This window comes from Moorena sp. SIO3E8 (assembly GCF_010692445.1).
In the GTDB taxonomy this organism is placed as follows: domain Bacteria; phylum Cyanobacteriota; class Cyanobacteriia; order Cyanobacteriales; family Coleofasciculaceae; genus Moorena; species Moorena bouillonii.
The window spans coordinates 1-23,013 of record NZ_JAAHHM010000038.1; the positions used below are offsets into that span (position 1 = coordinate 1).

The 23,013-nt window shown below is 44.6% G+C and carries 15 protein-coding genes; 4 read left to right on the forward strand and 11 right to left on the reverse strand.

Features of this window, described 5'->3' with window-relative positions; all coding sequences use genetic code 11:
* Positions 1 to 99: 99 nt before the first annotated feature.
* Positions 100 to 1,179, forward strand: coding sequence for a hypothetical protein (locus F6K46_RS17660; RefSeq protein WP_293117195.1), 1,080 nt, complete (start codon positions 100 to 102; stop codon positions 1,177 to 1,179).
* A 24-nt stretch (positions 1,180 to 1,203) separates the two neighbouring features.
* A complete protein-coding gene (locus F6K46_RS17665; protein WP_293059181.1) occupies positions 1,204 to 2,559 on the forward strand; it encodes a hypothetical protein in 1,356 nt (451 codons plus the stop codon).
* 174 nt (positions 2,560 to 2,733) lie between these two features.
* Here F6K46_RS17665 and rpsJ read toward each other — a convergent pair whose 3' ends face one another.
* The 8 genes from rpsJ to F6K46_RS17705 form a co-directional block, all read right to left on the reverse strand.
* Positions 2,734 to 3,042 carry a 30S ribosomal protein S10 gene (gene rpsJ, locus F6K46_RS17670; RefSeq protein WP_198954346.1) on the reverse strand — a complete coding sequence of 103 codons (309 nt, stop codon included), beginning with the start codon at positions 3,040 to 3,042 and terminating at the stop codon, positions 2,734 to 2,736.
* Positions 3,043 to 3,149: 107 nt separating this feature from the next.
* Positions 3,150 to 4,379, reverse strand: a complete 1,230-nt coding sequence (tuf, locus tag F6K46_RS17675; RefSeq protein WP_293036344.1) for an elongation factor Tu — start codon at positions 4,377 to 4,379, stop codon at positions 3,150 to 3,152.
* Positions 4,380 to 4,402: 23 nt separating this feature from the next.
* Positions 4,403 to 6,478 carry an elongation factor G gene (gene fusA / locus F6K46_RS17680; protein ID WP_293036347.1) on the reverse strand — a complete coding sequence of 692 codons (2,076 nt, stop codon included), beginning with the start codon at positions 6,476 to 6,478 and terminating at the stop codon, positions 4,403 to 4,405.
* A gap of 142 nt (positions 6,479 to 6,620) precedes the next feature.
* Positions 6,621 to 7,091 carry a 30S ribosomal protein S7 gene (gene rpsG, locus F6K46_RS17685; protein WP_008179641.1) on the reverse strand — a complete coding sequence of 157 codons (471 nt, stop codon included), beginning with the start codon at positions 7,089 to 7,091 and terminating at the stop codon, positions 6,621 to 6,623.
* A gap of 595 nt (positions 7,092 to 7,686) precedes the next feature.
* Positions 7,687 to 8,058, reverse strand: coding sequence for a 30S ribosomal protein S12 (rpsL, locus tag F6K46_RS17690; protein WP_008179640.1), 372 nt, complete (start codon positions 8,056 to 8,058; stop codon positions 7,687 to 7,689).
* An 88-nt stretch (positions 8,059 to 8,146) separates the two neighbouring features.
* Positions 8,147 to 8,491 carry an iron-sulfur cluster assembly accessory protein gene (locus F6K46_RS17695; RefSeq protein WP_293059186.1) on the reverse strand — a complete coding sequence of 115 codons (345 nt, stop codon included), beginning with the start codon at positions 8,489 to 8,491 and terminating at the stop codon, positions 8,147 to 8,149.
* Between the two features lie 169 nt (positions 8,492 to 8,660).
* Positions 8,661 to 9,089 carry a cupin domain-containing protein gene (locus F6K46_RS17700; protein WP_293059189.1) on the reverse strand — a complete coding sequence of 143 codons (429 nt, stop codon included), beginning with the start codon at positions 9,087 to 9,089 and terminating at the stop codon, positions 8,661 to 8,663.
* Between the two features lie 315 nt (positions 9,090 to 9,404).
* Positions 9,405 to 11,465 carry a phosphodiester glycosidase family protein gene (locus F6K46_RS17705; protein ID WP_293059192.1) on the reverse strand — a complete coding sequence of 687 codons (2,061 nt, stop codon included), beginning with the start codon at positions 11,463 to 11,465 and terminating at the stop codon, positions 9,405 to 9,407.
* A gap of 940 nt (positions 11,466 to 12,405) precedes the next feature.
* On the opposite strand from F6K46_RS17705, the gene F6K46_RS17710 reads away from it, so the two are divergent.
* Both F6K46_RS17710 and F6K46_RS17715 read left to right on the forward strand, forming a co-directional pair.
* A complete protein-coding gene (locus F6K46_RS17710; RefSeq protein ID WP_293059293.1) occupies positions 12,406 to 17,214 on the forward strand; it encodes a glutamate synthase-related protein in 4,809 nt (1,602 codons plus the stop codon).
* Positions 17,215 to 17,596: 382 nt separating this feature from the next.
* Positions 17,597 to 17,884 carry a DegT/DnrJ/EryC1/StrS family aminotransferase gene (locus F6K46_RS17715; RefSeq protein ID WP_293059302.1) on the forward strand — a complete coding sequence of 96 codons (288 nt, stop codon included), beginning with the start codon at positions 17,597 to 17,599 and terminating at the stop codon, positions 17,882 to 17,884.
* 703 nt (positions 17,885 to 18,587) lie between these two features.
* On the opposite strand, the gene F6K46_RS17720 is transcribed toward F6K46_RS17715, so the two are convergent.
* From F6K46_RS17720 to F6K46_RS17730, 3 genes are all read right to left on the reverse strand, one after another.
* On the reverse strand, positions 18,588 to 19,505 hold the full coding sequence (locus F6K46_RS17720; protein WP_293059195.1) for a polysaccharide deacetylase family protein: 918 nt from the start codon (positions 19,503 to 19,505) through the stop codon (positions 18,588 to 18,590).
* Positions 19,506 to 19,634: 129 nt separating this feature from the next.
* Complete coding sequence (locus F6K46_RS17725; protein ID WP_293059198.1) at positions 19,635 to 21,191, reverse strand: bifunctional pantoate--beta-alanine ligase/(d)CMP kinase; 1,557 nt, start codon at positions 21,189 to 21,191, stop codon at positions 19,635 to 19,637.
* A 275-nt stretch (positions 21,192 to 21,466) separates the two neighbouring features.
* Positions 21,467 to 22,549: a septal ring lytic transglycosylase RlpA family protein gene (locus tag F6K46_RS17730; RefSeq protein ID WP_293024654.1), complete on the reverse strand. Its 1,083-nt coding sequence runs from the start codon at positions 22,547 to 22,549 to the stop codon at positions 21,467 to 21,469.
* Positions 22,550 to 23,013: the final 464 nt, after the last annotated feature.

Sequence of the window (23,013 nt, forward strand, 5' to 3'; positions counted from 1 at the left end):
TAATACCATAAAGTTCCTGAGTCAGGCTGTGTCCTTAGCAGTCAGGCAGCGTTCTCACGAATTGTCTCTGATTCCGCTTTTGAAGTGAGTGGGGTGACTTTGTCAATCTCTACACCTGAATGCTTACACTTTTTTAAAGAAGTTGAAAATGGTTTTGAGTTAATTAAATCCTATCCGACAATTGCAGATGATACTAGCCGATTTGTAGTGAACTTCAAGTCAGTAGATTTGAATCAACCCGAAGACTATGGTACCAATTGCTCATCGTCTATACGTCATGATCGCCGAGTTGCGGTTTATCTTTGCTGTTTGTACAGAGCAGGTTTTAAAGCCTCGCCGAAGTTTAAAGTTAAATTCAAGGCCAAACAAGATGTTCGTGATGCTGTTAGTCCAGGTGTAGATCCTAGTGAAGGAATAACCCTTGAAAAATGCGTAGACTGGTGGGAGAGTCTTTGGAATATTTATGATAATAATTCTGCTTTTAGCACTTACAAAAAGCAAAAAGGCCATGAGTGGGCTGATGAAGATTTAAAAGCACTTCTAGTTATGCTCACTCGAAAAAGTAAATCTGGAGGAAGAGCCGATTGCTCAGGATTTCGTATTCTCAATCCTGTCCGAGAACAACACACTAGCACTCTTCAAACACCTTATGACCAAGATATTCTGAACAAGTTAAGGCAGGGAAAAATCATCATTGTTGACCTATCTTTGGGCAATCCAGAAATACAGGCTATGTTTAGTGAACGAATTTGTAGGCGTATTTTTACTGATGCAATTGCCCGCTTCACTAGCACTCGTCCAAATAACTTCATTCAATTTTATTTTGAAGAAGCGCATAATCTTTTCCCTAAAAAAGAAGATAGGGACTTGTCTCAAATCTACAATCGATTAGCAAAAGAGGGAGCCAAGTTCAATCTTGGTTTGATTTATGCAACTCAGGAAGTTAGCTCAATCAGCAGTAATATTCTTAAAGCAACACAGAATTGGTTTATCTCCCACTTAAATAACGAAGATGAGATCAGAGAGCTTCGGAAATATTATGACTTCAGCGACTTTACTGAAAGCTTAATTCGCTTTAGTCAGGATACAGACAAAGGATTTGTGCGCATGAAGACCTACAGCAATCCATTTGTTATCCCAGTTCAGATTGATCGCTTTCCCCCTGAAAAAAAATTTTAGTACCACTTAATCTTTTAGAAAAAAATGGGCTATTCAAGTAAAAATAATCGTCGTCCATTTGAAGCTGCTAGTAAAGCAGCTCATCATCATATCATTAATGATCCTGAAGTTCAGACGTTGATGGATCGAATTTACAAGCCACCTCGATCTGAGGAAATTCCTTTAGAAAAGGTAACAGCAGATTTTGAACCACCTGAAAGAAACAAAATTGAAGCGATTATTGCTGTAGATGGTGGATACACCGAAGCAATTATAGAAAATAAGTTTCCTTCAAGAAAAATTCATTTCCTACAGTTTGGAGCTTTGTTTTTTAAGCAAGAAGAATTGGTATGCCTTGAAGAATCTCCCTTCATTGCACCAGAGGATATGTCTAAGCTAAAAAATATACATAGAATTAAGCTGGCCTTGCCAACCAAAAATATACGCTTCCAGGATGAAAACACTCTGAAAGGAAGCGTTTTGAAAGCGATTTATGAGTTTTTTTTGAAGAGTACGTTGGAGGAAGATAAAAGCTTAATAGATACTTTGGCATGGTTTATATTTCGTCAATATAAAAAAAATCATAGAACTCAAGACGAGAAAACTTGGAATTTAGCTACTAATCCCTTAAGCCCAAATGGAAACTCAATGCTTCTTGAAGAACAAAATATGGATAGTAATTACACTTTCCCTTGTCTAGAAACAGAAGGAAGAGTTTATCTAACAGATATTTTTCGATTTCAAGAGGTTATTGATGAAGATTTTGGTGCTACAGGAATTCTTGGATATTTAGTCAATGTCATTGAACACTTGATTATCATTCATATAATTCGCCAACTTCTTCGGGAGCAACCAGATACTTTGAAGAAAGTATTTTTTATTAAGGACGGTTCTACGGGATACTTTGGTCAGACTGCTTTATTACATAAGCCAATGCTTGACATGGTTAACTGGCTTCTAGATAAGCATGACATAGTATTAGCAGGTTTGGAAAAGAGCGGACCCTTTGTAGACCATGCTCAAGCAATTCAGCAGAATTTAGATCCTGGTAAGGTACTCATCCTGACTGATGATTATATTTACCGCTACATTCTTCCTGGACCAGGTGACCCTCAACGTCCATATGCTTCAACTAGCAACTATGGTCACAAAGTCATCTTTAAGGCTCCAAATGGCCACATGTACGTTGTTTCAATTCCAGTACGAGAACTGAAAAAAAATCCAACCATTAATGATCTTCCGAATTTACAGGTGATTTTGTCTAACGTTGAAGCTCTACACTGTGATATGTATGATTCCGCGCTCTTCCCTGTGGCTTTAGTTAACAAGTTGGTTAGTCTCTCGGCTCACCCCAGTCAGCGCATTTTGCAAAAGTTTGCTAGTCAATCAATCAGTAGATAATTTTATCAAGGCGATCGCGTAGCGTGACAGAAGGTCAATCAATCTTGCTCTACCGAACTCACGTTAGTTTAGAGTCAAAATCAAGATGAACCAGCAAGATTAAAAAGCGTTGACGGCTCCTATACTAGGGATTAATCCTGTCGGATTTAATCCTAGGATGCGGAGCCATTTTGCTCAAAGCTTAACTTCAATATCAACTCCAGCAGGCAAATCCAATTTCATCAGAGCATCAATAGTCTTTGAAGAAGGCTGATAAATATCAATAATCCGTTGGTGAGTACGTGTTTCAAAGTGTTCCCGAGAATCTTTATCAACGTGAGGCGATCGCAAAACACAGTAAATACGACGTCGAGTGGGTAAGGGAATTGGGCCAATAGCTGTAGCATTTGTGCGGTTTGCTGTATCTACAATCTTCTCACAGGAAGTGTCCAGCAAGCGTCGATCAAAGGCTTTTAGTCGAATCCGAATTTTCTGCTGTTGAATAGTTGCCATTTTTTTAATTTTCTAGGTTCTTTTCTTAGCTAAAATAAACATGAATAAAGAGCAGAGAAGCTAGAGCTTCCCTGCTCCTGCTCTATATTAGAGTACTGCTATTCGAGAATCTTACTGACCACACCTGATCCGATGGTGCGACCACCTTCACGGATAGCAAAGCGCATTCCTTGTTCAATCGCAATGGCGTTGATCAGGCTCACCGTCATTTTGATGCGATCGCCTGGCATCACCATCTCAGCTGTAGAGCCATCGTCAGCAGTAAAGGCATCAATAGTGCCAGTCACATCAGTGGTTCGTACATAGAACTGAGGGCGATAGCCGGAGAAGAAGGGAGTATGACGTCCACCTTCTTCTTTCTTCAGGACATATACCTCAGATTCAAACTTGGTGTGAGGGGTAATTGAACCGGGCTTGGCAAGTACCATACCCCGCTCAATGTTCTCTTTTTGGATACCCCGCAGCAGTAGCCCAACATTGTCTCCAGCCATCCCTTCGTCTAGGGTCTTCTGGAACATTTCCACACCAGTTACGGTGGTGTTACGGGTCTCTTTAAGCCCGATGATTTCTACCGTCTCACCAACTTTAACCTTACCCCGCTCGATTCGACCGGTGGCAACAGTTCCCCGACCAGTGATGGAGAAGACATCTTCCACTGCCATCAGGAATGGCTTATCCACATCCCGCTCTGGTGTGGGAATGTATGAGTCTACATTCTCCATCAGTGATAGCACCACATCAGTCCACTCATTGTCACCTTTGGCAATGCTTGGATTCTCGGTCAGGGCGTTTACAGCCATTAAGGCTGACCCAGCCACAATCGGGATATTGTCCCCGTCAAAGTCGTATTCGCTCAACAGTTCCCGAATTTCGAGTTCTACTAGCTCTAGGAGTTCTTCATCGTCTACTTGGTCTTTCTTATTTAAGAAAACCACGATGTTAGGCACTCCCACCTGCCGAGCCAGGAGGATATGTTCTTTAGTTTGTGGCATGGCACCGTCAGCGGCAGAAACCACCAGAATTGCCCCATCCATTTGCGCCGCACCCGTGATCATGTTTTTCACATAGTCAGCGTGGCCTGGGCAATCCACGTGGGCATAGTGGCGATTTTCGGTTTCGTACTCCACATGAGCAGTATTGATGGTAATCCCCCGTGCTTTTTCCTCAGGAGCTGCATCAATTTCCTCGTAGTTCCTCGCTTTTGCCTTCCCTTGAGCTGCCAATGTCATAGTAATAGCAGCAGTTAGGGTAGTCTTGCCGTGGTCTACGTGACCAATCGTGCCAATGTTGACGTGGGGTTTATTCCTTTCAAACTTTTCGCGTGCCATGAATTACATGTTCCTTTTTTTTGTTATGCGTTCCCTTGATTCTTAGCAATGATGGCTTCTGCCACATTGCGAGGTACTTCATCATAGGTTTTAAACTCCATAGAGAAAATACCCCGACCTTGGGTCTTAGACCGGATATCCGTAGCATAACCAAACATCTCTGCTAATGGAACTTTAGCAGTTACTTTGGCAATGCCGTCTTCAGAACCCATACCTTCAATCTGGCCACGGCGGGAGTTGAGGTCACCCATGACATCCCCAAGGAAGTCTTCCGGCACTTCCACCTCAACTTTCATCATAGGCTCTAGGAGTACTGGGGCAGCCTTCATCACAGCATTCCGCATGGCCATAGAACCAGCAATCTTAAATGCCATTTCTGAAGAGTCTACGTCGTGATAAGACCCATCTACTAGGGTAACTTTGACGTCGATCACTGGATACCCTGCTAGAATTCCCGATTCACAGGCTTCCTTCATCCCTTGTTCAGCAGGAGAGATGTACTCTCTCGGTACAGAACCACCTACGATCTTGGAGACGAATTCAAAACCACTACCAGTATCTCCTGGTTCCAATTCAACAATAACGTGACCGTACTGACCTTTACCGCCACTTTGACGGATAAATTTACCTTCCGCCTGGACTGATTTACGAATCGTCTCTCGATAGGCTACCTGGGGAGCGCCCACATTCGCTTCTACCTTAAACTCTCGCAGCATCCGGTCTACCAGGATTTCCAAGTGCAGCTCACCCATGCCCGCAATCACGGTTTGGTTAGTTTCTGGGTCAATGCTGACCCGGAAGGTAGGGTCTTCTTCAGATAGGGCTTGGAGGGCTTTGGATAGCTTCTCCATATCCTGCTTGGTTTTTGGCTCTACTGCCACCGATATCACTGGTTCTGGAATAAAGAGGGATTCCAAAATAATGGGAGACTCTTCGTCACAAATAGTATCCCCAGTGATAGTATGCTTTAAACCAACGGCAGCGCCCAAGTCTCCAGCCCGCAACTCCTCTACTTCAATGCGGTCATCAGCCTTCAAGACAATCAAGCGAGATATCCGTTCCTTCTTATTCTTAGTGGAGTTGAGGATATAGCTCCCCTTCTTGAGTACCCCAGAGTAAACCCGCAGGAAAGTTAGGCGACCATAGGGGTCTGCCATAATCTTGAATGCCAGAGCTGACATAGGAGCTTCGTCATCAGCCACCCGCTCGACGGTTTCACCCTTAGGCATAGTACCTTGAATTGGCGGAACATCAATCGGAGCTGGTAGGTAATCAATAACCGCATCCAATAGCAGCTGAACCCCTTTGTTCTTGAATGCAGAGCCACACAACATAGGAACGATTCTGCCCTCAATGGTTCCTTTGCGCAGGGCTTCACGAATTTCCTCTGCCGTGATTTCCTCTCCTTCAAGGTACTTCTCAATTAACGCCTCATCAGTTTCTGCCACCGATTCCACTAGTTTGGCACGGTATTCTTCGGCTTGCTCTTTGACCTCTTCAGGAATTTCTGTATCTTCGATGTCAGTTCCCAGGTCATTGGTGTATATCTTGGCTCGCATCCGCACCAAGTCAACAATGCCTCTAAATTCGCTTTCACTACCAATCGGGATTTGGATGGGAACAGCATTGGAGCGCAATCGGTCACGAACTTGCTCGTAGACCTTGAAGAAGTTTGCTCCTGTCCGGTCCATTTTATTAACAAACGCAATTCGAGGTACCTGATAGCGGTCTGCTTGCCGCCAGACGGTTTCAGACTGAGGCTGGACACCACCTACAGAGCAAAACACAGCAATCACACCATCCAATACCCGCATGGAGCGTTCCACTTCAATGGTGAAGTCAACGTGACCGGGAGTATCGATAATATTAATCCGATGCTCTCGCCAGTTGGTGCTAATTGCAGCAGCAGTGATCGTGATTCCCCGCTCCCGCTCTTGGTCCATCCAATCAGTTACAGCTGTACCTTCATGGACTTCACCAATTTTGTGAACAATTCCAGAATAAAACAGGATTCGTTCAGTTGTTGTTGTTTTGCCCGCATCAATATGAGCTGCAATGCCGATATTGCGTGTTTTATCAAGCGGGATGGTGCGTGCCACGGTTACCTCCTTTGTCTGGTGCCACCATTTCCTCACCAGGTAGCTATCTATTTACAATTTTATACTTTTTTTAAGTTTTTTTAGGCATTTGTGGACATTATCCTATAGCTACCAGGTTCTTGTTCTAGGCTTTTTAGGATAATTAGTACCGATAGTGGGCAAAAGCTTTATTTGCCTCTGCCATTCTATGGGTTTCTTCACGCTTGCGAATAGCATTTCCGGTTTCATTGGCAGCATCCATCAGCTCATTAGCCAATTTGCTAGCCATGCTCCGACCGGAGCGACTTCTGGAGAATTTAATCAGCCAGCGTAGGGCTAGAGTAGTCCCTCGCTCAGCCTTTACTTCCATAGGAACCTGATAGGTTGCCCCACCAACCCGGCGAGCCTTGACTTCTACTAGAGGGGTCAAGTTACGCACAGCTTTTTCAAAGGTTTCTATGGGATCAGCTCCAGTTCTTTCTTCAATGATTTTCATTGCGTCATAGATAATTCGGTAGGCAAGGGATTTCTTGCCATGACGCATGAGTCTACACCCCAACATACAAATCAGGCGACTGTTATAGACTGGGTCAGGGGGGACAGGACGCTTTTTAACAACTGAGCGACGAGACATAAGTAAGCTTAAGAAAAAATCAAAAATACAGTTTACTATTAAAAATTAACCAAGGCAATCAACTACACTCCTGTGATTAATCCTAGTGTGATTAACCCTGGTGTGATTAACCCTGGTGATACAGTTAGCTTTTGACACTCCCGTCGCTAAATCGAACGCGCCCCGCGTCGGGCAAAGCCCGTAGATTATAGCGTTCGCGTAGCGGCTCCTAGGTCGCTGGGATTCTTAAGAATTTTACACTCTTAATGGCTGAGCCAAACAGCCTCTAAACCCTCCAATAAAATTATTGGGCTTACTTTTTAGATTTTTGGTTTATGCTTGATTCAGAGGCTTTTCAGCTTGCGCACAAACCGCTACTCTTTCGAGGGCATTAATTATTAATAATGCTCAAATTATCAAGGAAGCGCAACAGTTCTAGTCTCCAATTCCCAAGGGGCTGTGTGGGTCACCTGCGGGAGCACTTTATACGCCCCGTCTTCCGCTAAGTCGGTCGGCTATAACGGGAGTCCCCTTGGGGTTTAGATGGGCGTGGGTGAGAACACAGCAACTCTATTGCTGAAAGTCTCTTACTTTAGAGGAGTCAATTCTCGTGAGTTTACTTAGGGCGCTTTGTCCCATACTTAGAACGACCTTGACGCCGATCCTTAACTCCTGCCGTATCAAGGGTACCCCGAATAATGTGATATCGCACTCCAGGTAAGTCCTTCACACGACCGCCTCTGATCATCACGACGGAGTGTTCTTGTAGGTTATGACCAATACCGGGAATATAGGCTGTTACTTCAAATCCTGAAGTCAGACGAACCCTTGCCACCTTTCGTAAGGCTGAGTTGGGTTTTTTGGGTGTAGTTGTGAACACCCTAGTACAAACACCACGGCGCTGGGGACATTGTTTCAGCGCTGGGGACTTAGTTTTCTTCTTAGCTTTGAAGCGCTCGTTACTAATGAGCTGCTGGATGGTGGGCATGGGTTACGGCTTAATAAACATTGGTTGATTTAGCTTAATCAACTACAAACAAACCAATGCTAATTATACCAATAATAACACTCTGGTGTCAATCTGGAGCCTTGGATGGGTCTATACGAAAGGAATTACCGCAGCCGCAGCTTTCTGAAGCGTTAGGGTTATGGAAGCGAAACCCTCCTCCCATCAGGTCTTCTGAGTAATCTAGAGTTAAGCCATTGATAGTTTTTAGGCTTTCCGGGTCTACTATGACACTGATGCCATCACAGTCATAGACCTGATCCTCAGAATTTATCACTTGCTCAAAGTCAATAGTGTAGTAAAAATCAGCACACCCACCCTGGCGGACACCTAGACGCAATTTGGCGTCTGGCTTTTGACGCTTAGACTGTACACGTCTAATTTCACTCGCAGCAGCTTTACTCAGTTTAATCATTAACGATACTAACTATACGCAACAACTAGCACCAGCTAATGTTACCTCAAAAAGGAATAGTCATTAATCATTAGTCATTTAATTTGCCACTGCCAAAAGGCTTTTTTGGGCATCCTAAAGACTTACAACTAATGACTACTAACTAAATACTTAAAACTAATGACTCAATCTATTTGCCTTCTGGTTTGCTGCGGGCATAATCATCTTCAAAGCGAATAATGTCATCTTCTCCGAGGTATTCTCCATTCTGGACTTCAATTAAAACGAGGGGAATAACACCAGGATTCTCTAGTCGATGAGCATAGCCTTGAGGAACATAGGTTGATTGATTTTGATGAATAATTTCTTCTTTATCGCCACAAATAACTTTAGCTGTACCACTGACAACAATCCAGTGTTCGCTCCTATGGTAGTGCATCTGCAAACTTAAGCGATGACCCGGCTTGACTTCAATGCGCTTGATTTTGTATCCCCGTCCTTCTTCTAAGACAGTGAAAGACCCCCAAGGTCGTAGTTCGGTAGCGGCAACGCCTTCAGCTACTCGGGATGACTGTAGGGTAATGGCCGAAACTTGAGAAATTTCTTTTGACTGAACCATGGTTTTGTTCCTGAAAACGTCTAGCTAAGTGATTGTGGGAAAGTTTACTAATTGGTTACTACTTCTAGGTTAGACAAAATGAAAGAGAATTGACTATCGCAAAATCTAGCAAACTATAACTAAATTTTTAAGGCCAAATTAGTGGATTACCTGAATTTATATAAAGTCTTTACATTAGAAATAGTTATCTTGACCTAAGTTGAAGCTGAATAAACCTATAGTTAAGGGATTCGTGATTTACAAAAATCTTAATAAATCTGAACACTTCATACTTACTTCATAGTTAATACTTAATACTTAATACTTCTTAAACTATCAGGGAACAGGTGTAAAAAAGATGCCCAGACCGTTGTTAACTGGTGCTGCTGTATAGGGAGACCGATCTAGGAGTTGACCACCTAGATAAAGTCCAGTTGAGCTACCCCCGTCAAGATTGAGGGCACTAATGGCTCCCAATTTCTGCATCAACTGAGCTGTTTCCCTTAAGGTTGGGCCGTCTCCAGTATGACTATGGTGAAAAGCAGCAATAATCAATGTGCCATTAGCAGTGGTTCCAATAGCACTGCGTGGAGCAGACTGCTGAATAAACGCATCACTAAATTGTTCCGATTTGCCATCCAAAACAATTTTTCGATCTTGTAGTAGCAGTGGTCCACCACCGAGAATATGGGGGTAGCCATTGAAGTCAGCAGGAAACGTACTCCCCTCAATTCGCACTTGGGTACCGATACTAAGATCATGAACGGCTGTGCTGTTGGCTCTAAGGGTAACTAGATAGCCATTGGGGGGGATAGGAAAGGCTTGCTGACCGGCAAGTCCTCCAGGCAACAGATGGGTGACCGAGTTGTTCTGGACAACTACAATGATTTCATGATCAATTAAGGGAGTGTAGGTTGGTCCGAAGGCGGGAGTGTAGCGGGCAATGCCAGCTTTGACATAACCACTGTTGACGAATAGTACTGGCAAACGTTTCCGGTTTGAGGTAACTAAGGTTTCGGTGAGGCTGAGTCGTCCCAGTTTAAAGTGACCGCGATCATTCCAAGCGATCGCTCCCCGATTCAAAATTGGACCAGATAACCATCGACTGTCACGGCGAATTGCTCCTAAGGGCAATTGGTTGTTACGGTTGAAAAAGCCAGCATTAATTGCAGCAGATGCTTGCCACCACTGAGCAGCTTTAATTAGTGGGGCTGTTCCCACTTGGGTCGTAGCATTACTGCCAATGGGTCTGAGGCGTAACCGGTGAGATTTGGGGTCAACCTCCAGCCACACCACTGGGAAGCTAGTATCTTTGAGACTAATCAACTGCTGACGCCACTGGATGCCGGGTGCCCAGAGAATATTTTTCTTTACCATGGCATCGGGTCGCAAATCAATCACCAATCGAAAAGGGTTAGGCAAGGTGAAAACTCGCAGACGTTTACCTTTGGGGAAATCCACCCTGAGCCTAGTTTGGTTCTGATGGCTTTCTAAGCGGATAACCGGTTTATCCATAGGAGCACCCACAGAAATGGGAGCTACATCTTCAGGCCCTTGGATCTTGGTAGCCTCTAGAGCATTAAAACCCTTGACTAGTGACAGGTCCGCTGAGGCAGCTACTGTAATCACACCTTCAGTGCGTCGGTCATTGACTTGCCAGAAGGTTGGGCGGTCTAAATCAAGAACAATACGATTACCCCAAGGCTGACGTCCCTGGCGAATAGCCTTCACCCTGGCTGGCATGGAAGAGATATACAGCTTATCCCCGTGAACTTGTAACTGCCAACCTGCTGTTTTGGCAAAATCGGTAATATCTAGATATCGATAAGCACCACTAACTTGGCTGGGGAAGACTACTGATGTACTCCGGGGTTTAGAAAACCACCGAATCGGTTGCTGGGTAAAATCTTTACTATTGAGCATTTCTATCCCCAAAGTTTGCATCGCTCCTACATCACTGATGCCAGTGCGCACTGAGGTTCCCACCAGCCACTGCTGCCAAGGTAAGTTGATCCGCTGACCATTTAAATACACTTGAAACCCTTGTCGGATCACCTGGGGGGGGACAGAGAAAAATTCTACCTCTAAGGTGTTATCAGGCATGGGTGGTAGCTCTTCCAATAGTTTCTTCCCCTTTAAAACTAGGATGTTCTCCTGGGTGGTTTGGGATAAACTTTGAACGAGGACAGGGGTCTCTTCATCTGCTGGGGGCAACTGGTTAAGTAACTCTTTAAAGCTATTTAAGATTAAGGGTTCAATTGCTCCAACTCGCCTATTTGCCGTAGCTACGGATGCTGGGAATAGAATTAGGAGCAAGAGGGTAATGGCTAGCTTGGAGATCTGAGTCCACACTTTTGTAGTATCAATTCCGGTCTTTGGTGTTACTCTAGTCACCATCAAAGGGTTCCATTGAGCATTGGTTGCAGCTAGTAGCCTGTTTCCTCAAAGGACTGATTTGGCTTAAAGCTATCCTTTCATAACCTAAATCAGTCAGCAAAAACTATAGAGAATGTCTAATTTCACATACTCTTCAACTAAGTTCTAGGCATTTAGGCTCTAGGCATGTAGCCTAAGGGGGTTTTAAAAAAGTATGAAGCACTCCGGGTCAAGCACGGAGGCCCTCAACTCCCCCTTTTGTAAGACCTAAGACCATGAGCCTAATACCTAGGCATTTAGAGAGGAGATGCCACCTGGTCTAAACTAAGACTGTGATGAAGGCTACTGTGACAATATCAAGTCCTGTCAGTGCAAAAGAGTCGTTAAGAAAGCTATTTTGAGTTTCGCTCAATGGTCTTGATCACTGCTACGGTAAATCCACCAATTTCTTCCCGAGTAAAATTTTCAGTAGGTTTATGGAGAAATTAGGTATTGCTATCGCTAACCTATTTCTTATATCATGACTATCCACCTATATATGTAAGTTTCTAGGATTTATGCCAGCGTCATGGAACCCTGGTCACTTTGGTCATCAGCTAGGTGGTTAGTTGCATGCCATTTTAGTTGCATCCCATTGTTGAAGCACGCTTACGTGTTGCTACTGGTAAAACCTGTAATGGTTAACTACATCCGTTGCTCTGTGTCGGAGGATGTAGCTTTTTTGTCAGCAGCTGACCAGATTTCATTGGATACTCAGGATAGGAGTTTCTAAGGGAAAAAAGCTTGATAGATTGTTTCACCCAGGGAATCGGGATTAGACCCAACCAACTTCTGGCTCACCATTGATGGTAAATCATTGTTGATTTTTCCAGCCTAGTAGCAGTGTATAGGTCACTGCTACTAGGTTAATAGTCCTCAATCTGTAATGAACGCATCACTAAATACCGTGAATAATAATTGGATGAATAATATCGATAACCAGAAAAACCAGGAAGATCTACAACAGTATCACACAAGGATACCGTATCCAGGTCAACGTTGGTTGGTGGAGGAACGAGATGCCTGTGGGGTTGGCTTTATTGCGTCTGGGCAGGGTATAGCTACTCATAAATTGATTGAACAAGCTCTAGTGGCACTGGGTTGTCTAGAACACCGGGGGGGGTGTAGTGCTGACCAAGATTCAGGGGATGGTGCAGGCTTATTGACTGCTATTCCCTGGAAACTGTTGGAAAAATGGTTCACCGAACAAGGCATTGAGCAGCCTCCTAAGGAACAGTTGGGAGTTGGGATGGTATTCTTGCCTCAGGATAAGAGCTTGGTTAGCCAAGGTAAGTCAATTGTTGAGGAAGTCCTTGCTCAAGAAGGCTTAAAGGTTTTAGGTTGGCGTGTGGTACCAGTACGCTCAGAGATCCTGGGTATCCAAGCGAAAGCCAATCAACCCCATATGGAACAGTTGATCGTAGCCTCTGAAGGGGAGATAGGAGATGAACTGGAGCGTTTGCTGTTCAAAACTCGCTGTCGCATTGCTAAGGCACTAAAATCTCAGAGTACCATCCGAGTGCCTGAAGATTGGTATTTTTGCTCTTTTTCCAGTCGCACGATTGTCTACAAAGGCATGGTGCGCTCAGCGATACTTGGAGAGTTTTACTTAGACTTAAAAAATCCTGATTACCAGAGTGGGTTTGCTGTCTATCATCGACGCTTTAGCACCAATACTATGCCCAAGTGGCCCCTTGCTCAACCGATGCGGTTGTTGGGACATAATGGTGAGATTAACACTCTGTTGGGCAATGTCAACTGGATGATAGCCCGGGAGGCTGACTTGGCTCATCCGGTTTGGGAAAAAGGGTTGAAGGCAAATAACCTTGAACCTGCAACCGACACTAACCTCAAACCAAATAACTCCTTAGATGAGATCAAGCCTATTATCAATCCAGAAAACAGTGACTCAGCCATCCTAGATAATGTATTTGAATTACTGGTGCAATCTGGACGCAGTCCTCTGACCGGATTAATGATCATGGTGCCGGAGGCTTACCAAAATCAGCCGGATTTGGATAACTATCCGGAAATTGTTGATTTTTATGAATACTACAGTGGAATTCAGGAAGCTTGGGATGGTCCAGCGCTATTAGTATTCAGTGATGGGAAAACAGTGGGAGCCAGCCTAGACCGAAATGGATTACGACCGGCTCGTTATAGCATTACCCGGGATGGCTATGTGGTGGTGGCATCAGAAGTGGGGGTAGTGGACTTGCCAGAATCCGAGATTGTGGAAAAGGGCAGACTCGGACCAGGGCAAATGATTGCTGTTGACCTGGAAAGCAACGAAATTCTAAAAAACTGGGATATCAAGCAACGGGTAGCGGCTCAACAACCCTATGGTCAGTGGCTGAAGCAGTACCGTGTAAAATTGGAACCCCAACCCTTTACTGAGGCTCCTGAACAAGAGGCGGCTAAGTTACTGGGTCAGCAGACCGCTTTTGGCTACACTGCTGAGGATGTGGAGATGATCATCCAGCCGATGAGCACCCAGGGGAAAGAACCTACTTTCTGTATGGGAGATGATATTCCCTTGGCGGTACTCTCCAATAAGCCTCGGCTACTCTATGACTATTTCAAACAACGCTTTGCCCAGGTCACTAACCCACCCATTGATCCTCTACGGGAAAGTTTGGTGATGTCGTTGAGTGTAGAGCTGGGTGAGCGAGGGAATATATTAGAAGCTAAGCCGGAGTACGCCCAGTTGTTAAAGCTGGAAACCCCAGTACTCAATGAGGCGGAGTTGGCAGTGGTGAAAGCCTCAGGGTTTGAGACGGCTGAACTCTCTACTCTATTTGAAATTGCTACTGGTCCAGGGGGGCTAGACGTAGCTGTGAATCGTCTGTGTGACCAAGCGGCTGAGTCGGTAAGGGCTGGTAAAACGATTCTGATTTTGAGTGATAAAACTGCTGGAGGGCTTTCTGAAAACTACTCCTATATTCCACCGATGTTGGCTATAGGTGCGGTTCACCACCACCTGATCTCTCAAGGATTAAGGATGAAGGCATCTATTATTGTGGAAACGGCTCAATGCTGGAGTACTCATCACTATGCTTGCTTAATTGGTTATGGTGCATCAGCAGTTTGTCCTTATTTGGCTTGGGAATCGGTACGGAATTGGTGGGCTAATCCTAAGACTCAGAAATTGATGGGCCAGGGGAAACTGGAAAGCCTGACTATAGACCAAGCTCAGAAAAATTATCGCAAGGCGGTACAAGCAGGTTTATTGAAAATCCTATCTAAGATGGGAATTTCCCTATTATCGTCTTACCATGGCGCTCAGATTTTTGAAGCAATTGGCATTGGTGGGGATTTATTGGCACTAGCCTTTAAGGGAACTACATCTCGGCTGGGAGGTTTGAGTATTGCTGATTTAGCTCAGGAAGTGATGGAGTTTCACAAGCGGGCTTTCCCCCTGACAGCTAAGAAACTGGAAAACTTTGGCTTTATCAATTACCGTCCTCGGGGCGAGTATCACATGAACAGCCCTGAAATGGCTAAAGCCCTACACAAGGCGGTTTCCTCTTTCGTCCGTGACCAATCCTCTAAGAATGGTAACGGTAAAAATCACAAAGAGTTGGAAGTTAGCAAGTTGCAGGTTAAACCTTCAAGCCTTGACGCTAACAAAGAAGCTTACGACCACTACGATGTGTATCGGAAACTGTTGGAAGAGCGTCCAGCAACTGCACTACGAGATTTGTTGGACTTCAACAGCGACCAACCTACTATTCCGATTGAGGAAGTAGAACCTGTTGAGGAAATTGTCAAGCGCTTCTGTACCGGAGCAATGTCCCTAGGCTCTCTATCCCGAGAAGCTCACGAAACTCTAGCTATTGCTATGAACCGGATTGGCGGTAAATCCAACAGTGGTGAAGGGGGAGAAGACCCAGTGCGCTTCAGCATTCTGAATGATGTGGATCAGACTGGTCATTCTCAGACTCTACCTCACTTAAAGGGATTACGTAATGGGGATGTTGCTTCCTCTGCGGTTAAACAAGTAGCATCTGGTCGCTTTGGAGTAACACCAGAGTACCTGATGAGTGGGAAGCAGTTAGAAATTAAGATTGCTCAAGGTGCTAAGCCAGGGGAAGGGGGTCAGTTACCAGGTAAGAAGGTTAGTCCCTACATTGCTAAGCTGCGGCGTTCCAAGCCAGGAGTAACCCTAATTTCCCCACCACCCCATCATGATATCTATTCCATTGAAGACCTAGCGCAGCTGATTTTTGATTTGCATCAGATTAACCCTCAAGCTAAGGTATCTGTGAAGTTGGTGGCAGAAATTGGGATTGGAACTGTTGCGGCTGGGGTAGCTAAAGCTAATGCGGATGTAATCCAAATTTCTGGTCATGATGGGGGTACTGGAGCATCTCCCCTGAGTTCGATTAAGCACGCTGGAGCGCCTTGGGAACTGGGAGTAACTGAAGTACATCGGATCTTGATGGAAAACCAACTACGCGATCGCGTTTTGCTGCGGGTAGATGGTGGCTTAAAAACTGGTTGGGACGTACTAATGGCCGCCTTGATGGGAGGAGAAGAGTACGGTTTCGGTTCGGTATCGATGATTGCTGAAGGCTGCATTATGGCACGGATTTGCCATACCAATCAATGTCCCGTAGGGGTTGCTACTCAGCAAGAACGCCTGCGCCAGCGCTTTACCGGGATTCCAGGCCACGTGGTCAACTTCTTCTACTTTGTGGCTGAGGAAGTGCGATCGCTTCTTGCCAAACTAGGTTACCGTTCCTTAAAGGATATCATTGGTCGGGCTGATCTACTCAAAGTTCGGGAGGACCTTGAGTTGACTAAGACATCTATGCTGAATCTAGATTGTCTGACTCAGCTGCCTGATACTCGCACAGACCGCAGTTGGCTCAACCATAAAGATGTACACAGCAACGGAGCAGTTCTAGATGATCAACTGCTGGCTGACGCTGACCTGACGAATGCTATTCAAAACCATGGGTCTGTGACTAAATATGTGGACATCGTAAACACTGACCGTAGTGTAGGGGCTCGAATTGCTGGAGTAATTGCCAAGCAGTATGGTAACACTGGTTTTGATGGACACATTACTCTCAACTTCAAGGGGGCTGCCGGTCAAAGCTTTGGTGCCTTTAACCTGCCTAGTATGACCTTGATTTTAACTGGTGAAGCGAATGACTATGTAGGCAAAGGGATGCATGGTGGTGAAATTATTATCAAACCACCGGCTGATGCCACCTATGACCCAGCTAACAATGTAATTGTAGGTAATACCTGCCTCTACGGTGCCACTGGCGGAACATTATTTGCCCATGGCGGTGCTGGTGAGCGGTTTGGTGTGCGCAACTCCAAAGGCTATGCTGTGATTGAGGCAGCTGGTGATCACTGCTGTGAATACATGACTGGTGGTGTAATTGTAGTCTTAGGGAAAGTGGGACGTAATGTCGGTGCTGGTATGACTGGTGGTTTAGCCTACTTCCTAGATGAAGAGGATAGTTTTCCGGCCAAAGTGAACCAGGATGTCAAGATTCAACGGGTAATTTCAGCCGCTGGAGAGCAACAGTTGAAAGGCTTAATTAAAGACCATGCCACTCGGACTGGTAGCCCGAAAGCCCAGATGATTCTCGACAACTGGTCTGAATATCTGCCCAAATTCTGGCAAGTGGTACCCCCTTCTGAGGCGGATACTCCTCAAGCCAATCCTGATGTGGTAGAGGAACGGGAGTTAGTTTCTTCTACAGTAGCCTAAAGCAGTTAAAGCTTAAAGGTTCCAGGTTGGCTTGGGTTACCAGTTGCAGGTTAGAAGGTTGAAGGTTGGTTTGATCACCTTTAACCTTCAATCTGTCAAGATTCAACTGTGAATAACCTTGGCCAAAAGGCCACGCGATCGCCTTTGGCGCGGCTTAGGCCTTTGGCCACGCTGCGCGAACGCCGATCGCTCGATTGCGGGACGCGCGTCCATCGCGTTCAACCTGTAACCTGTTCTAGGTCAATCTTTTCGAGGCAAAATTCATTCACAGACCCTTGACGACGAATCATCATCTCCCTTACCCAATCACGATGACCTTGCTTAATATACTCTTCAATACAGTAAGCAGAATAGCCAATGTGATTAGATTCATCACTGATGAATTTATCGGACTCATGTTTATTATCTATACACTGTTATAAAGGATTCAGTCCAGACAAGACAGAAATTAGAAGACCACTTAATTTCTGTTGGCATCGAAACTATGAGAATATATCCGAAATTGATTCCAGATCAACCTGTTTATCAAAATGGTTTACCTCATCGGGTAGGACGATTAACAATAGCAAAGCAAATCGTGGAAAAGTTATTATCTTTACCAGTCTATCCAGAATTGGATATGACCGATATTAACAGAATAGTTAAAGCAGTGCAGCAAGTATTTTGCTAGTAGTCGATAGTCATACCAAATCCGCTTGATTTAGCAGGTGTTATTTGTAGGGCAAAGTATCAAAAAGGTTGGTAATCGGAGTATACCTGAAAGGTGTTTGAGAGGGCTTCTGGACTATGAGAGGAAGCGTGAGGATGATTTTAGCGATAGCGGTGGCATTCTCGCTTACTTAAGTTAGGTTGGGAGGGGAGCAGGTCAAATTTGCAGAACAATGTACTAAAATAGCTCATAACTGCTACTGACGCCCCAAAAACACTGTAATTCAAGCGTTTGTAGTTCAAGTGTTCTTACAAAATTGACCTGCTTCCTGCCGTTATTAAAGCCAACTACTAGATAAATACACCATAACTACATAAGCGCGTTTGGTGCCGAGTTTTGGGTAAGTCATGAACTTTGGGTAAGTCCTGAACAGTTAACCGTTAACTTCTTAACAGTTAACAGTATTGTTTTGGTTGAAGATTTCAATCTCGGTTTGCTAGGTTAATTTGGGTAGATAACTTATCGAATAGGATAACTAAATTTCAGAAAGCTATGTCGCCATTTTGGCGGTAAAATTAAGAATAAAAGATACCAAGGTCAACAATCAAAGCCTCCAAGGTTAGGTTAATCTCAAGTTGAGCATAACTGATTACCTATTTATGGGTTTAAAGTTGACCATTGACTGTCAAAAGCTAACGGTTAACCGTTGATAAGTAATTACATGTCACTTCTGTTCTTTTTGTGCTATCTCCAACTCTTTTCGTGCCATATCCAACAATTCCGGTACAGTCACAAACTGGTAACCTTGCTTTCTCAATTCAGTAATAATTACCGGTAAAGCTCGTATCGTCTTGGCACGATTGCCGCCACCATCGTGGAGTAGCACAATTCCTCCCGGTTTCGCTCTGCGGAGAACATTATAGGTCAACCGACGTTGGTTTACCGAGTAATCCTCTGAGTCAGCTGACCATTTTACAATCACGTAATTTTTTTTTCGGGCGTAAGCCACTAAGCCATTGTTCATTATCCCCCCAGGGGGTCTAAACAAAGAGGTCTTAACGTTAATAGTTTTGTAAATCCGTGCTGTGGTATTATCAATTTCCTTAGCAGCTGCTAAGGGATTATGATAGTAATAACTATGGTTCCAACTATGGTTGCCAAGGGCATGACCATGGTCCACAATTTTCTTAAGCTCTTCTGGATATAGATAAACATTTCTCCCTACCACGAAGAAAGTTGCCTTAACATCATATTTTTTAAGGATGTGTAGCACATCGTTAGTCATCTTCGGCCAAGGACCATCGTCAAAGGTCAAGGCAATGACTTTCTGTGGAGTTTTAAGCTCAACGTCCTCGATATATTTTCCCCGAAATTGCGGAGGAACATAGTTAATCTGCTTGCCTCTCTCTTGCTCTGCCCATTTAGCAATACCTTGCTGCAAACCTTTATCTGGCTGCTTAGTTAACGTTTCAACTTTCTTTGAGTCAGTTTGCTGCTGTGGCATTTGCCTAGTGATTAGTGCGGCAATATTTTGGTTAGCCCATCGACCTGTTTTCAAGGTGTAGCCAGCCATACAACTTAGAAGAGCAGCAATTATAATCCATGTACTGCGCGACCAGAATAAGCCCTCACGTTTTGCCAAAATTGGTCTCCTTTGCTCCTGCCAAAATACCAGGAAAGTAAATTATCATCTGTAACTAACCATCATCTTATAGAGTGGTGGCTAGCTGTTGCCTAATTGTCTGTTTAATTGTCTGTTTAACATTAGCGGTCAGCCATCCGGTGACAATTGCTGATAGTAGATATTGACAAGAGAATCGGTAACTTCTGCAATACTCATACCATCAGTTTTTACTTCAATAGCATCAGCTTCCTTGCGCAAGGGGGCTACAGCACGGGTGCTGTCCTTTAGGTCACGCTGTTGAATCTCCTGCTCCAGCTGTTCTAAGCTGACCTCTTGCCCCTGGTTTTTCAGGTCTTGCTGACGGCGACGCGCCCTTTCTTGAACAGAAGCTGTTAAGAATAGTTTGACTTCTGCATTGGGAAAGACATGGGTGCCAATGTCACGACCTTCCGCCACTACTCCTCCTTGACGACCCCAGCGTTGTTGTTGTTTGAGTAACTCACGGCGTACTGAACTCAGAGCAGCCACTGTAGATACTTTGGCAGTAACGGACTGTGAGCGAATGACCTGGGTAACTTCTTCTCCATCAACCCACACCTGAATCCCAAACTCTCCCGGTTGATTATTAGTCAGATTAATTGTACACTTACTGACTAATTCTGCGATCGCAGGCTCATCCTCCAAGTCAATACCTGCTTTGAGCACCCGCCATGTCACAGCCCGGTACATAGCACCAGTATCAAGATACATCAATCCTAATTCTTTGGCTACCAAACGGCTAACGGTAGATTTTCCAGCTCCAGCCGGACCATCAATGGCCACAATCGGTTTACGGTGGGACAGGAGTATATTGTCAATTAAACGAGTTGTACCTAAGTGAACTGCGATCGCTAATAATCCTTGCTCTTCAACCTGTTCGAGGGGGGTCAGAGTAACAGGATGTACTAATTCCACATACTCGACCTGGATATCCTGGGTTCCAGCTAATTCTGACCTAACCCTCTCAATCAGATTGATGCGATCGCATAATCCATCTTGAAAGGCTTTCTGAGCACTACGCAACCCTTGATAGAGTAATGATGCTTGGGCTTTTTGCTCTGGTGTCAGGTATTGATTGCGAGAACTACACGCCAGTCCCGACTTTTCCCGCACAATCGGACAAGGAACAATGGTCACTGGTAACTTAAAATCTGCCACCATACGCTGGATGATTGCCAACTGTTGGGCATCCTTTTGACCAAAATAGGCTCTGTTTGGTCGTACCAGATTCAACAGCTTGACTACGACAGTTGCCACACCCTGAAAAAAACCAGGACGAGAGACAGCACATAGGACAGAGGTCATGGCTTTGGGTGGAATCACTTGAGTCAATTCATCACCCTTGTCCGCAGTGGGCATTGGATTGTCACCATACAACTGATCCACAGTGGGAGCAAAAATTGCATCAACTCCAATCTGTTGGCAAAGTTCTTGATCCTGAGCCAATCCACGGGGGTACTCCTGAAAATCCTCTGTCGGTGCAAACTGAAGAGGATTCACAAAAATGCTGACAATGACCAGGGAATTTTCTCGTCTTGCCCGCTCAATTAAGCTTAAGTGACCCTTGTGCAAGGCTCCCATAGTGGTTACCAGACCCACTTCCTTGCCAGGACCTTGACGTTCTAAGTAGCAGTGTAATCCAGCAGTTGTTGTAAACAGGTGCATTAGACTCTAGAGTTTAGATTCTTATCGATGTTAGCAACATAGTCCTATAGAAATAGGCATCTCCAGGAATTCCTTGGCAATTCCTGGAGATGTCTAATGACTAATCACTAATCAATTCAATAAAGAATCTCTATACGCACAGGCCCAGTGCCAGACCTGACCAATCCAATTATTCTGGCAGCTGCAACAAATTTTTTTTCACCTTTGGTAATGGGTAATTGGGAATTGGATTACTATTAGCCATTACCCATTAGCCATTAGCCATTGCCGTGAAATTAATATAAAACCTCTAGACGCACAGCAGCAGTGCCGGATCTTTCAAGTCCAATAACTCGGGCTGCGCCCCTGGAAAGGTCAATGAGCCGACTCCTGCTGTGGGGTCCACGGTCATTAATTCGCACAATCACGGAGCGACCATTTCTCATGTTAGTCACCCGCACCCTAGTCCCAAACCGCAAGGTACGATGAGCAGCAGTCAGGGCGTATTGATTAAATCGCTCACCACTGGCAGTGCGGCGGCCATGGAAACCCGGACCATACCAAGAAGCCATACCCCTCATCTGACTTCTTACTCGCCGAGTGGTACTCCTAGCTACTTTCTGTACTCTTCGTGGTTTTGGTGCTGGCGGTAAGTCGGCAATTTCTTTGAGAGGGGAAGCGTAACCGATCAGCCGTCGCAATCGATTAGTAGCTTGTAGAGCATCTTCAGCCAGGTCTTTAGTGGTATCTGGCAGAATTGTATTCTGATCAACTTGGACTAATTCTTCCCCATTGACTTGGATGCTGTAGCTTTTGTAGGAACCATTCCAACGGACAGTGATTGACTCAGCATTGACATTGTTGCGATGAAGTTCATTGATCCGAGCAGCAACCACTTGAGCCCGCCGAATTGAGTCATTTTCTGACCCATTAGCATCCGATATCGTAGCGTTGCCTGGGGCAACAGAAGACGGAGTTGCTATCTTTTCAACCTCAGTAGCAACTCTGTCTTTGCTAGGGTCAGCATTGATTTCCTGTGAACCTAGGAAAGTCAGAACAGGAATACTACGGACATACAGTGTAGCTGCCTGACGTCCTGCCAGTTGATAAGCATAAATATTGGTAATGATTTCATCAGGTTTAGCAGTTCTCAGTTGCTCTGGAAACTCAGCAAATTGAAACTCTGGTGTTGGCTGAGCTGGTAGTTTTTCTATTGCTGCAGTTACGCTAGATGGCAATTCTTGTGCCAGTTGGGTATCAGAATTTCTGGTCACAGTCTGAGTAACTGTCTCAGCGGATGAGACAGGAGTTGATATTGTTGCACCGAGAACTGTTGTTAGCACAGAAACGGTAATGCCACCCCAAATTTTTTGATTCATAGGTCTGTAGTCTAAGATAATTGGCAGTTTTAGGCATTATGGTGCTGCAACAAACGCAGTAACATAACTTCAACTTGCCCATTAACTCCTCACAAATGGTTATTTCCTCACAAATGGTTATTAGTGATTTAACTAAAAACCTGAAACATAATACCATGAAGTTTCTGATGGTGGAATCCCCATTTTATGAAGCGGTTACTAATAACTTGTCAAAAACGACTGTTGTAAATTCACCACAAACTAAGTTATATTAGTGGTTAGAGGTTTTATGAAGTTTTTGTGAAGTCAAGTCAATAATAGTTAATTCTTATCAATTCCATCAAGATCTGCGAAATAACTAATGAATCAGCTTCACCAAATTTCCGACCTAAAGTAAACTTTAATACAGACTAGGTGCAAGCAATTCTGGTAAGTAAGGGCGCTGACCACGGCGCTGACCACGGCCTTCCTCAACACACTACTGA

Coding starts and splice junctions, on each gene's coding strand:
- F6K46_RS17665 (WP_293059181.1), top strand. CDS start 1,204: ATGGGCTATTCAAGTAAAAATAATCGTCGTCCATTTGAAGCTGCTAGT.
- tuf (WP_293036344.1), bottom strand. CDS start 4,379: ATGGCACGCGAAAAGTTTGAAAGGAATAAACCCCACGTCAACATTGGC.
- rpsG (WP_008179641.1), bottom strand. CDS start 7,091: ATGTCTCGTCGCTCAGTTGTTAAAAAGCGTCCTGTCCCCCCTGACCCA.
- rpsL (WP_008179640.1), bottom strand. CDS start 8,058: ATGCCCACCATCCAGCAGCTCATTAGTAACGAGCGCTTCAAAGCTAAG.
- F6K46_RS17695 (WP_293059186.1), bottom strand. CDS start 8,491: ATGATTAAACTGAGTAAAGCTGCTGCGAGTGAAATTAGACGTGTACAG.
- F6K46_RS17700 (WP_293059189.1), bottom strand. CDS start 9,089: ATGGTTCAGTCAAAAGAAATTTCTCAAGTTTCGGCCATTACCCTACAG.
- F6K46_RS17705 (WP_293059192.1), bottom strand. CDS start 11,465: ATGGTGACTAGAGTAACACCAAAGACCGGAATTGATACTACAAAAGTG.
- F6K46_RS17710 (WP_293059293.1), top strand. CDS start 12,406: ATGAATAATATCGATAACCAGAAAAACCAGGAAGATCTACAACAGTAT.
- F6K46_RS17725 (WP_293059198.1), bottom strand. CDS start 21,191: ATGCACCTGTTTACAACAACTGCTGGATTACACTGCTACTTAGAACGT.
- F6K46_RS17730 (WP_293024654.1), bottom strand. CDS start 22,549: ATGAATCAAAAAATTTGGGGTGGCATTACCGTTTCTGTGCTAACAACA.